9 protein-coding genes are annotated in these 13,575 nt (G+C 37.1%); 1 reads left to right on the top strand and 8 read right to left on the bottom strand.

Going from position 1 to position 13,575, the window contains the following annotated elements; all coding sequences use genetic code 11:
- The 6 genes from K6G87_RS14335 to K6G87_RS14360 all read right to left on the bottom strand — a co-directional run.
- The coding region (locus tag K6G87_RS14335; RefSeq protein WP_296838710.1) for a sugar phosphate isomerase/epimerase family protein at positions 1 to 644 on the bottom strand (644 nt) is incomplete at its 3' end.
- A 63-nt stretch (positions 645 to 707) separates the two neighbouring features.
- Positions 708 to 2,030: a glycoside hydrolase family 1 protein gene (locus K6G87_RS14340; RefSeq protein ID WP_296838713.1), complete on the bottom strand. Its 1,323-nt coding sequence runs from the start codon at positions 2,028 to 2,030 to the stop codon at positions 708 to 710.
- A gap of 21 nt (positions 2,031 to 2,051) precedes the next feature.
- A complete protein-coding gene (locus K6G87_RS14345) occupies positions 2,052 to 4,313 on the bottom strand; it encodes a family 78 glycoside hydrolase catalytic domain (RefSeq protein WP_296838716.1) in 2,262 nt (753 codons plus the stop codon).
- 2 nt (positions 4,314 to 4,315) lie between these two features.
- On the bottom strand, positions 4,316 to 6,532 hold the full coding sequence (locus tag K6G87_RS14350) for a glycoside hydrolase family 2 protein (RefSeq protein ID WP_296838719.1): 2,217 nt from the start codon (positions 6,530 to 6,532) through the stop codon (positions 4,316 to 4,318).
- Between the two features lie 38 nt (positions 6,533 to 6,570).
- A complete protein-coding gene (locus K6G87_RS14355; RefSeq protein ID WP_296838722.1) occupies positions 6,571 to 8,070 on the bottom strand; it encodes an MFS transporter in 1,500 nt (499 codons plus the stop codon).
- A gap of 95 nt (positions 8,071 to 8,165) precedes the next feature.
- Positions 8,166 to 9,980 carry a family 43 glycosylhydrolase gene (locus tag K6G87_RS14360; RefSeq protein ID WP_296838725.1) on the bottom strand — a complete coding sequence of 605 codons (1,815 nt, stop codon included), beginning with the start codon at positions 9,978 to 9,980 and terminating at the stop codon, positions 8,166 to 8,168.
- A gap of 236 nt (positions 9,981 to 10,216) precedes the next feature.
- Here K6G87_RS14360 and K6G87_RS14365 point away from each other — a divergent pair, with 236 nt between their 5' ends.
- A complete protein-coding gene (locus K6G87_RS14365; protein ID WP_296838728.1) occupies positions 10,217 to 11,416 on the top strand; it encodes a helix-turn-helix domain-containing protein in 1,200 nt (399 codons plus the stop codon).
- A 34-nt stretch (positions 11,417 to 11,450) separates the two neighbouring features.
- On the opposite strand, the gene K6G87_RS14370 is transcribed toward K6G87_RS14365, so the two are convergent.
- Together K6G87_RS14370 and K6G87_RS14375 are read right to left on the bottom strand one after the other, a co-directional pair.
- The gene (locus K6G87_RS14370; protein ID WP_296838730.1) at positions 11,451 to 12,095 is read right to left on the bottom strand and encodes a diacylglycerol/polyprenol kinase family protein; all 645 of its coding nucleotides are present in this window, start codon (positions 12,093 to 12,095) and stop codon (positions 11,451 to 11,453) included.
- A gap of 43 nt (positions 12,096 to 12,138) precedes the next feature.
- The coding region (locus tag K6G87_RS14375) for an MATE family efflux transporter (protein WP_296838733.1) at positions 12,139 to 13,575 on the bottom strand (1,437 nt) is incomplete at its 5' end.

The raw sequence follows: 13,575 nt of genomic DNA on the forward strand, positions 1-13,575 counted from the left end.
TTTAATCGATTTTCAAGCTTTTTCATAACATATAACGGGTCTACTCCTGCATCTGCAATCCAATAAGAATCCATTTCAAAATTCACGTAATCTGGATCTGTCTCTTTTATAATAAGACCATAAGCATTGGTTTCCATGAAATCCGTCTTAATATCAATCTTTCTGTCCTTAAGTTTTGAAAATTCAACATTATGATTGTGATACAAAAGCTGAATACCATTTTCTTTAAGCTTTTGTCCGGCCAAATTCAATCTTTGACAAAGCTTCCTAACCTCATACTCATCTGTATAGTCAAAACGGTACATTCCGGTTATAACCACTTTATCTGTTCCAAATTCTAAAGCTTCCCTTATGACCTGATCAGTATTATTTTCTATCATTCCAAGGTCTTCGTGAATCGATACCACTAATAGGCCTGCCTCTTTAACAAGAGATTTCCAGTCAAGTCCTCCGCCTTTTCCTGTAGGCATTCCTGCTACTCTGGTTAACAGGCGCACCATTAAAGAGGTTGGTCTTATCATGAATCCGTTAAGTTCTATTCCATCATACCCGGCCTTTTTAATTTCCTTTAATGTTTTAAGCGCACTTTTTTCATCTGCGGTTACTTTACCTAGCATTATTTGCTGAACAGCCTTTTTTACCATTTCAATCTCCAATTCATATTGGTCAAAACAAAGGGGCTATTGATTTATAACCCCTTCGTAAAATCAGATATACTCTCCTAAGTGCTTAAGACTTGCCTTAGGACTTCTTTTTTGTGTCTTTCTATCTACTGCACAAAGCCCAAAAGTAAGTGCATACCCTTTTTGCCACTCAAAATTATCAATAAGAGACCAGTGGCAATAACCTATGATCGGAAGTCCATCTCTTATGCAGTTTTGCACTCCCAGAACAGCTTTATCTATAAAATCTATCCTTTGTTTGTCATCAGCTGTAGCAATACCATTTTCCGTGATCAATATAGGTACATTCGGCATTTGCTCATTGACTTTCCTAATACAGTGTTCCAAAGCCTGAGGATAAACCTCGTAGTCCATAAGTGTCATTGGTGTTCCTTCAGGAACAGGAACTATTCCATCAGGGCCATAAACTGTCCTTGTGTAATTTTGAAGTCCAAAGAAGTCATCATCTTTAATATAAGGAATGTAATGTTCAAATTCTTCATCCCATTCTTTATCTGCCTTTTCTTTACCACCTTCTATCCACTGAACATCATGTAAGGATAAAGTAATTCCAACCTTTATGTCAGGATTAATGGATTTAATTGCTTTTTTGGCAGCCTGATGAGCCTTTATCACGATCATATCACCATTATGATCTGCAGCTGATACAAAAGTATGCGGCTGAGGATCTCCAAATAGTTTTACATTCTCCATAGCAGTAAGCTTCATGCGTTCCATTGGATTAGAAAGATTAAGGCCTACCTGTACCTGACCTTCTACCGAGTCTTTATTATTATCTGCAGCAGCATCCTTTTGCAGCTCTGTATTTTGGGCCATTTTGGCCATCATCTGTTTCTTGAATCGCTCCATGAGTGCACCTATCTGAAGTCTCATGTTAGCTTCATTTATAGTACATATATATTTTATTTCACTACCGAGCTGTTTAGTAACATACTCAGCATAACGGGCAAAAAGGTCTATGACTTCTTCATTGTCCCAGCCTCCCATTTTGATAAGCCAAATTGGAGATGTAAAGTGCATAAGGGTAACTACAGGTTCTACCTGGTTATCTCTGCAGCATTTTATAACTTGCCTATAGTGCTCTATTTCATTTTCATCAAATCTTCCCATCTCAGGTTCTATACGCGCCCACTCAATGGAAAATCTGTATGTATTAAGCCCCGCATCAGCAAGCATCTTTATATCTTCTTCAAATCTGTTATAATGATCAGCCGCATCACCAGAAGGTTCAACAAACTGAGAGTACTCCATATTTTCCATAAGCCAGTAATCTGAATTGGTATTATTTCCTTCTACCTGATGGGCAGCTGTAGCTGCTCCAAGCATGAAATCTTTAGAAAAAATCATCTTAATCCTCCATATTCACCATCAATTACTACTACATTCGTAATCAAATATTTCATCATCTATCAGATGATGCTTTCCATCCGGAGTAATTATATCTGCTTCAACGCCCTTTGGTATTTCCATATGTATAGATACTATATCTTTATTATACTTCCATTCAGATATAATAGTTCCTTCAGGTGACTCAAATCTTGCTTTGGCATATTCAAGCTGTTTATTTGGAACAGGTTTTATCACAAGCTTGTCATGGGCATAATTAATTCCGCAAATACCTGAGATAAGCCATCCGGAAATTGCGCCATAAGAATAATGGTTAAGAGAGTCATGAACCGTATTGTCTTTTCTTATTCCATCCCATGTCTCCCAGATAGTCGTAGCGCCCTTTTCTACTGAATAAAGCCATGATGGATATTCCTTTTGCAGTAAAAGCCGATATGCCGTATCGATATAACCATAATCCGCAAGCACCTTGCATAAGAAAGGTGTTGATAAAAATCCTGTATTCAAATGGTAACCATTTTTAATAACAAGTTCATTAAGATCCTTTGCTGCAATTATGGCATCCTTTTCTTCAAGTAATCCAAAAGCAAGAGGGCGTACATATTCACATTGACGCATGGATGTAATATGTCCATCTTTTAAAGTAAGATGTCTATAAGCATTTGTAGCATTTACTGATATCTCCGCATAATGACGAGAGTCTTCATCATGGCCCAGTATATCTGCGACTTTTGAAAGTATCCTGGAAGAATATGCAAAATAAGCTGTAGCAACTTCAGGCTGACCGTTCTTAAAAGCTTCTGTCATAGTCTTCATTACATCTGCGCCCGGTTCGCACCATTCGCCATAATCCATACCTGTATCAATGATATATTTTCTGTACGGATTTTTACCAAATCTGTTTTTAAGCTTGCTTTTGCCTGCTCTTTGCTTAAGGAAATCGACCCATTTTTTCATCATGTTGTAATTAGAAGAAAGTATTTCCTTATCTCCACTCATACAATAAAGATTCCAAGGCACTATAACTGCTGAATCTCCCCAGCCTACAGAGGCTGAAAACATTTCTGAAATCTTTCCGGGATTAGAATTCTTAGGGCATATATATGCCATCTTTCCATCCTCATGCTGCAGCGCCCTGACATTTGCAAGCCACTTCTTAAACACTTTACCACAGTCCATAAGATACAAGCCGGTCTTAACAAATACTGCCGCATCACCTGTCCATCCTGCCCTTTCTCTAGTCGGACAATCTGTAGGTATATCACAAAAATTCGACTTCATGGACCAGATACTATTTTGAAAGAGCTTATTAACATCCTTATTGCTACACTCAAAAAATGATGTCTGCTTCATATCAGAATACACAGCTATACTTGATACTTCTATATTTTCAACCGGTATATCAGTTACAAGCTTTGCATATCTAAATCCAAACATGGAAAAATGAGGTTTAAACTCATTTGTGCCTTCTTTACATATGAGATTGATTTCCTGCTTGATACCTCCTGATTTATTCCTGTCTCCAGGCTGAAAATTAGCAATCGTAAAATTTCCATTTTCATCAAGAGTTTCGCCATGTATGAGCTTTACTTTGTCTCCACATTTGGCATCTTTGATCTTTATATGTGTGTAGCCTGCAAGATTCTGTCCAAAGTCAAAAACATTTTCACCTGCAGGTGTAACTAATAGCTTACCTTCAAAGACTTCATGTTCCGTTACATATGGTGATTTTTGTTCTACCAGATTGGAATTATCAAATCTAAGACTTGTAGCTTCATGCCAATCGGTTATTTCTTTGCCCATATCACAGGTTTCGCCAAGCTCAAGATCAGTAAGAAGAATGCCTCCGTCTTGAGATGCAAGCCAGCTTTCATCTGTTACAAGAATTGGATCACTATCATCCTTATCTGTAAACATAGAACATATAAAAGACATGTCTTTGCCATACAGATTTCTAATTCCATCGATTCCATTACAGCCTCTGTACCAGCCATCACCAAGGATGACAAATATTTCATTGTCACCCTGCTTGAGAAAACTTGTAACATCATATTCCTGATATTGAAGTCTTATATCATAATCATCACATCCCGGAGTAAGTCTTGCTTTAGTGATCTCCTGGCCATTTATGCTGATCTGATACAGCCCATGTGCAGTAGCATATAAAGTCGCTCTTCCTTCTTTATATTCAAATCTTTTCTTTAAATACCCTGCACCTTTTCTTACATCAGGTTCAATAAAAGGTTCCGGCGTTATCCATTGTGCTTTAGTAAAATGTTTCATATTCAATCTTTAACTCTCTTTATTCTGTTTAAAGCATCATTTAGCTTAATGGCCTCTTCACTATCTATAGCAATACCACCTTGTATAAGTATCTTTTTAAGTGACTGTCTTGCTATCATAGCCAGCATTGCAGGAGAAAGTGTCATTCCTTCTCCCATTCCACCGGCTGTATGGGCTTTCATATCATTCATGATCTTATCTACGATAGCTTTACCCTCAGGAACTTCTGATATCTCAGCTATTGTATTGTTGATAGAAAGAAATCCTTCCTGACCATCAAATTCATTTTTGGGTTCATCAAACCAGTTATGAACTTCATCTTTGGATGCAAAATATGAAGGGTTCGGCTCATCAACCTTTGCTATCTCCATCTCATCTACGCAGTCTCCGGATACTACCTTTATCTGATGCACACGGCTTATCTCTACATCAAACTTAAAGACATGGGAGCCTCTTTGTTTTTCTATTTCCCTGCCATCTACAAAAAGCGTCACTTCATCCAGATTGCTATATACTTTTATCTGCGTATTGCTCTCGATCCTGTCGTGATAACGTCTGCCGCACAGATGCACAAAGGGCTTCTTGGTCCACCATGCCTTGTAGATATAATAAGCATCCTTTTTATGCTTTCTGTCGAAGGTGATCACTCCTTTATGATTTTTGCCGGGATCTCCTGCTTCGTCACGTCCTGCAGCCGCAAACTCAAACATATTCCAAAGATAAGTTCCCCATATATAAGGCCTTTTAGAGAACATTTCCAGCATATGCTCATGATATAATGCCTGATAACTTTCTGTATAATCTCCCTTTTGAGGTTTGGGAGACTGAAGCCCTATCACAGAATCTGCTCCGTACTCAGTAAGTCCTATTGCTACATCAGGATATTTATTATGAAAGTCATCAAACCACTTATCATTATCTTCCATTTCTCCTACATACCAGCCATAATACAGGTTATATCCTCTGATATCTGGAAGAGTTACAAGAGGTGAGTCGGTCTCTAAAAGAAAGAGATTGGCCATTGCAGAATATCTCTTTGGATCCATTTGATGAACAATATCATTTAATATCTTATGATTTTCAATAAGATCCTCAGTCACTCCACGTAGTGTTATTTCGTTGGATAAAGCCCAGCAGATTATGGAAGCATGATTATAATTCTGGGTTATAAGCTCCTCCATCTGTGAAACAGTATTGTCTCGTCCGTTATCCATATGAACTGTTATGTACGGGATTTCAGCCCATACTATCAGACCTTTTTCATCACACAGGTCATAAAAGTACTGATCATGCTGATAATGAGCAAGACGTATAGAATTAGCACCCATTGAAAGTATGAGTTCTATATCTTCTTCATGCATTTCTTTGGTCAGCGCATTTCCTACACCGGCTCTGTCCTGATGTCTTGATACTCCGTGAAGAGGATAACTTTTTCCATTTAAGTAAAATCCTTTTTGAGGATCTACATAAAATTCTCTTACTCCGAATCTGTCAAATATCCTGTCACATTCTTTACCATTACAAAGAAGTGTTGCTGTGATCTTATAAAGATAAGGATCTTCTACTCCATTCCAAAGATGTGGATCATCTATAACAATAGTGCCTGTGGCGATTCCTTTTTTGTTTTTACATTGTACAAGGAGGTCCTGTTCTCTGATTCCGTCAACTGACACACGTACTTTATCTGCTTCTCCCAAAAAGAATGCTTTTACCTCTACAATGGCTTTACCGTTCTCGATAGAAGGAGTGACCATAAGACCATTGCCACCATAATAATCAAGATCAAAATGAGATTCATCTACAATAAGCATATATACATTTCTGTAGATTCCTCCATAGAATGTAAAATCGGCTCTCTGCGGATATACTCTGTCATTTGGCTCATTGGATACTATAACTTTAAGTTCATTAGTATCTGCAAGATAATCTGTAATATCTGCTCTGAAAGTAGAATATCCTCCATCATGGCTCATAACTTCCTCGCCATTTATGATCACATTACATGATGAATTAACACCTCGAAATTCTATATAGCAACGCTGACCCTCTTCCATAACAGGTCTTGAAAAGTTTTTTAAATAGATACAGGTACCTCTGTAATAAGGATCCGGCCCTGTCTGGCCATCAACTGCATTCCAGGTATGAGGTAATGTAACTGTTTCTTTCAGGCCTTCCTTGATAAACTCCCAATCCTCATTCCAAAGTAATGTATTCCTCATATAAATTCCCTCGATTCTTTCTTTACATAATCAGTTATTTATGAGAGTGCTGCTTTTTTCTTATCAGCGATACTCTTTTGTACTTCACCCATTTTTTCATATGTAAGCTCAGAATTTTTCATAGCTACCAAAGTACAGATCCATCCGGCGATAGGGAATCCAATCATAAGAATAACTGTCATGATCTTAACTCCCCATGTGAGCGGGTCTCCCTGCTGAGGTGCTGTATTTGTATAACCTATTATACCAATCATAAGTGTTGCAATTGTTGCACCAAATGAAGATACTATTTTATCAATGAAGCTGTATGTAGCTGATACTGTAGCAGGCATATACTTGCCGCTTCTGTCAAGCTCATAATCTACTACATCTAATCTAAATGAATTTGTAGCAACTGATACTACCATCTTCATTCCATTATTAGAAAAAGTAAACAGTATGAATGCTATAGCCATAAGGATTGCTCCTGTGCTTAAGTTACCTGTCAAAACAGTTCCAATAAGCTGTGTTGGAGTAAATAAAAGAAATACTGCAAATAAAATATTTAATACGATACAATTTCTTGTCCAGCCGACCATGACTGCTCTGCTTCCTTTTTTACCTGCAATCCTGGAACCAATTATTGCAAATACAATTGCAGGAAGCATAGCTACTGCAGAAAGAATTGATGATATTGCCATTGAGCCGATCATAATTCCGTTAAGCATTGTACTTACTACTGCTGCACTTCCTATTGTCTGCGCAAGTTTATCAGAAGTTGCTGCTATGATAAATCTCTGAAGCTCTTTATTTTCCTTAATGATTGCGACCATATCCTTAAATGTTGGCTTATTGTCTTTATTACTATCTGTCTTTATACCTTCAAAATTCTCAGGAACATCATATGGAGCTATTCCTATACAAGACAGTAATAAAGTAACAAAAGATATAGCTATAACTACAAGGTTATATTCTGCGAAATATCCTGATCCCTGGATGTTGCCATATTTTGGAAGAATAACTGCAGATGCTACAATACTGATGATCATTGGAGAAAGATATGAATATGTCGTTGACCATACAGAAATAGTAGGTCTTTGCTTAGGATCATTAGTAAGAACATTGGAGTTAACATTACCAGCTACACTTACAAATGTATAACCTATGATATAGATCATGTAGCATAAAATAAAATATAAAACTCCAGCAACTCCTGTTAATCCAAGCTTTGGTCCTAAATTACACATCAGAAGTGTTGCACATGACATGACTGCCCATCCAGTCATGATACCTACTCTAAGCTTACCAAAACGCGAATTAAATCTCTCTATAACATATGCAATGATAGGATCTGTTATACCATCAAATAATCTTGATCCTGTTATTATCATTCCTGTTACTGCTATCAGTATTCCAAAGTTTGAATTACCGATATATGTAGCACCATTCATCATTACATAAAAGGCCATCTGACCTATTCCGGTCATCATAGCCAGCGCTATATGCCACGTTTTTGCCCTCTTGTAAACTGTCCCGTTATCTTTTTTGCTATTGCCCATTGTTATCCCCTTTCTTTGCAATACAAATTTATTTTGTAAATGAATCTTATCATTTATATAGCCTTGTAGTTAGAAATATATTATTACTACTAGCATTATTTTATTGTTTTGATATCCCCTTCAGTAATTCCATTTTCATTAAAACCGTCTACTCTTACTACGTATTGTCTTGAAGCTACGAGCGCTCCTATTCTCTTGGGCTTTGTAACTCCTTCTTCTCCATATACGATACAGCTGTGATACAGCTTATCAGGACTGCTTCCCCATAATATAAGATGTCCAAGTGCATCATCCTTCCGGATACTTACAGACATATCAAGTTCATTACCTCGAGATACCGTATAAGAAGATCTGTCCGGCTTTGCTCCATTTCCAATTCCAAATACCCTGATACCTGATACAGCTGGTATCTGATCATATGGAACTTCCATATGGGAAAGCCTTAAATACCTTAACCTGATTCCCTCCTGACTTACTATAAGATCATGCGATAGATCAGTATTTACGCCTGTTTTATCTTCAATAACAAACCATGTAACGTTATCAGCTGAGCCTTCAAGCTTCCACCTTGTGTTAAGATCAGCTTCCTCGATATATCTGGCCTGCGTTGTGCCTCTGATCTGGCCTGTAGGATCTATATCTATTTCATAGTCTCCAAAATTGATCTGGACAGCATTTACTCTGTAAACGTCTTCAAGATCTACGATTATCCATTCATCCTTCTTGTTAGATTTAGGTCTCCACATAGTTCTTACATTTTCATCAAGAACATTATCAGGATCAAAGCCTTTAAGCATGGAAGAAGATATTGCCTTCTTACCAAAGCTAAGCAGCATCCATTCAGGATCTTCCCACGGATCCATATAATCTTTGGAAATAGCATATGGCCAGTCAGGATATCTTTGGTTACAAAACAGTTCTCCGTCACTGTCATAACCCGCTTTCCAGATGCCAACTCTTCTTTCAAAATCATGATTTACACTTATCCTCATGGATGCAGCATGCCATAGATTATGAAATTCATCCTCCATAGTAGAGCCATGTCCGGCTCCAGGAATAAAGCCTCCGGGATTGTAGGAATACGGAGCATTATCTGCAAGAGAGAACGGTCCCAGAGGATTATCACTTATATATACTGCATCTCCATAGGTATTGTACTGAGTTCCTCCAAAGGCATACTGCAGGTAATATTTACCATTATGTTTGTCCATCCAGGCACCTTCAATGTAAGGCCTTCTTGTAAACATTCCCTTTATCATCGGTCTTAAGTTTTCAGGAATGCTTTCCTCTTTTATTCCCTGTATCTTGAAGAAATTCTCATAAGATGCTTCAATCTCATCTTCAGATGCCGGAAAAATCTCGTTGTTCTCTCCTATTCTTTCAAAGCCTTTCTTATAAGGGTCTCCACTTATAAGTTCTACTTTTTCTGTTTTGGGATTCATTGTTACAGGGTCCAGCTCACATCCATATATAGGAGTCATATTGGAACATCCCCAGTAAAAATATATTTTCCCGTCATCATCTGTAAAAAGATTCGGATCCCAAAACGGAAAACTTCCTTCCAGCTTTTCATAAGGTCCATTTATAATATCTTTGGTTCTGTATCTGTCACAGTTACGGTCTTTGCTTGATGCGCACAGATACACATACTCCCCTATAATCCTTACGTCAGGTGCATAATCGTATAATGGAAGCTCATCAGGAAGTCTGTGATTTTCCCATACAGCCATATCATCAGAGACCCATACCCCAAGTGTCATTGATGCGAAAATATAATATTTTCCTTTGTACATGATCATTGATGGATCTGCGGCTTCTCTACAGATTTTCATAGCACCATGATTTCTTTGATCCAGATTGAACTGATATCTGTAATTAATATTTACCGGATTGCAAAAATATTTTTTCACTATATCCTCCTTGATAATTCATGTATGATCATTGATTTAAAGTGCATTTATAATGTATCATGAAGAATATAATTGTATTAGAATATTATTATTATAAATAGCAACATCTTACTGCTTTCAAAATACTTTTATGGTAGAAAGTTTGAAAGTGTTCCACTTTCAAACCCAAATTGGTGTCACGAGCGTCACCAATTTGAACCATTAGCCGCTCGCTTTGCTCGCGACATGAGGTTTAAATGGATAAAACTCTTTTTAAAAATATTATTAACAACATACTTGATGTGCCTGTGTGGGATGTATCTGATAATCCCATGGCGCTTAAAGACTTTGAAAAAAAATGCTGTTTTGATAAAGATCTTCAGCCTATGTTCACAGAAAACGCTCTGCAATATATCCTTAAGGTTGCTATTCACGGAACTTTTTATGAGGTTGTGGATTATTTTGATACTGCTATTTTGTTCTTTGCGATTGATGATCAAAAATATATTGTAGGGCCTTATGCAAAGTCAGGCTTTTCAGATTCTCAAATGGAAAATATACTGATAGAACACGGAGCAGCAATATCTATAATGCCTGCATTAAAGCTCTACTACACAGAGCTTCCCATACTATTTACAGACCAGCTTCAAAAACTCTTAAACGGTATCATCAAAACTTTTGTCCAGGGCTCTGTAAGTTATGATTACCGCAGACTGACAGGCTTTATAAAAGATGTAAATAAGGAATCTGATACTCTTTATTCAGAAGAGAAAAGATATAGCGAGATCTATAAACGCTATGATGCCGAGAAAAGATTTCTTTCTATGATAAGAAACGGTGATGTAGACAATATTTTCTCTGCCTATAAGGAAATGGCTGACAGCTCCAAACAGGATAAAACTGTAAAGGAGATGCAAAGATACTACACTTCTGGAAGTAATATCGCGATTTTAAGAGCCCTTTCCAGAAAAGCGGCTGAAGAATCAGGATTATCAGTTATAACTATTGATACAATAACCCAAAAATATGTACAGCTTTCATCTGCCAACCTGTCATTTGATGAGCAGACAAAGCTTATGAACAAAATGATAATGGAACTTACAAACGCTGTCAGAGCGCACCGTCTTTCAATTGGCAATTACTCTCCTTCTATTCAAAAACTAATAGAATATATAGAACTTCATCTAAGTAAAGAGATCACACTTGAACAGCTTTCAGATACTGTAAATTTGTCGGTTTCCCGTCTTTCTGCAATTTTTAAAAAAGAAACAGGTGACACCATAATGAATTATATTGCCAAGCAAAGATGCAAAAAAGCTGCCAATCTGTTAAAGGAAACAAACTATCCAATAAGTGAGATCAGCAGCTTTGTAGGTTATACTGATAATAATTATTTTGTAAAAGTATTCAAAAAAGTATATAACACTACGCCTTCAGAATACAGGTCAAAAAAGTAAGTAAGATCATTTTGGGACCAGCTTTGTTTTTATATCAGGCTATTCCCATAAAAACATATGAACAATAAATCGCAAAAGCACTGACAAGTGGTACAGTCACAGTATCATAACCACCCTTGGTTATAAGCTCTGTAATTGCCGCCAAAGGTGCAGCTATTACTATTGCCGGAAGACAGTTTACTAAAGGAACGTTCCCAACTACCATAAGGCTCGCAAGGCCAAATACAAATGCAACCACTGACATTGCAGCTGTTCCTTCCCAGCTTTTCTTATGATCTACATGCTTAAATCTAAGGACTTTATGCTTGCCATATTTTTTGCCGATAAGGGCTGCAGCCGCATCACCAAATCCCCACATAAGAATTGCTGCAACAGCAAGTTCTTTATGTCCAAGCAGTCCCCAGCTTATCGAAATAATAAGAGCCATTGTTCCAAATAGCTGAAAAAGACTTGACTTCATTTCACCGGGACGCCTTTCAGAAAACATTTTAGTGAACTTTTTGTTCTTTGAACAAATTGCAAGTCCGGGATAATTGACAATTATAACCCCTATGGGAACTATTGCAGCTGCAATCCATTCATTTGCTGCATATATCATTACCACTACTGAAGAAAAAGCTACAAAGTGAAAAAGTTTTCTAAATAATTCTTTGGGAAGTGGAAATATTTTGTTTATCAATAATAAGACTCCCGCAATTGAAAACATGTAGATCAAAAAATACTTAAGCCCGCTCAATACATCCATCACAATTTGTTCCATTTTTCATTTCCTCTTTTTTATTGTCTTTTTTTAATTTATCATTTATTTTCATCCACTCTACAACCAGAAAAGCACATGAAATAATGATTGCCCCAAAATCAGCTGCAACATATGCGCACCTGATACCCATAAATCCAAACAGATATTCAAGAATGAATAAAAGTGGTATAAGAAGTAATCCTTTTTGAAGTGCGGAGATAATAGTTGCTTTTAATGCATTACCTGTTGCCTGAAGGAAATTGGTCGCCAGGTAGAAAAATCCCAAAAATGGAGAACTAATCATAAGAATTGTAAGGATATTTTCTGCAATCACAGCAACCTCCGGATCCTTTAAAAACATACTTATAACGGCGGATTTAAAGAAAATAACAAGGCCTGCAGTTATAAGGCCAAAGCTTGTAGAAAGAATTAAAAGCCTTTTAATGACTCCTGATAACTTTTTGATATTACCGGCTCCATAGTTATAAGACATAAGCGGCTGAGCGCCCATACAGATACCCATTAGTATCATTACTATTATCATATTGACTCTTCCTGCTGCAGCATTGGCTGCTATGGAATCTGAGCCATACTTTGAAAGGAGCTGATTGGCAAAGGAATTAGCAAAACCTGATAAGAGAGTACTTATTGCATTTGGAAGTCCAAGAGCCATAATAGAAAAAATATATACGGGATTCATTTTGGCATAGGATAATCTCATATTAAGAACTATAGCTTTATTCTTCATATAATAGATGTAATAAATAGTAGCCACAAGATTTCCAAGTACTGTTGCAATGGCTGCACCCACAACTCCCATTCCAAATCCAAGAATAAAGACGGGATCAAGAATAATATTTATGACTGTACCTATGAGATTGCCTACAAGGCCTTCTTTTACAGCGCCTTCTGCTCTTAAGACCTGTCCCAGCATATTGCTTATAAGAAGAAGTGGAGCTCCAAGAGCAAGAATCAGCATATAATTTTTTGCATATACTATGATATCTGACGTTGCTCCCAAAAATACCAGAATAGGTTTATTAAATGCAATTATCAGCATGCCTGCAATTATTCCACATATGATTCCGCTCCAGATACTAAGAGATGAAACCATCTTGGCATGCTCCATATCTTTTTTGCCAAGGTCTGATGAAATAATTACAGTTGCACCTGCTGATATAAGCATGGCTACAGCCATGATCAAATTAAAAATCGGGCCCACTACAGATATGGCTGCAACTTGAGCTGTCTCTCCTGTCTGACCGACAAATACCATATCAGCCATGTTGTAGATAAGCATAACAAGTATAGCTATAAGTGCCGGAACTACCATCTTAAAAATTGATGACCATATATTGTCGCTTTCAAATACTTTAACCTGATCTTCTTTCATAATATTCTCCAAACATACAGTTGAAAT

It is taken from the genome of Butyrivibrio sp. (assembly GCF_024699075.1).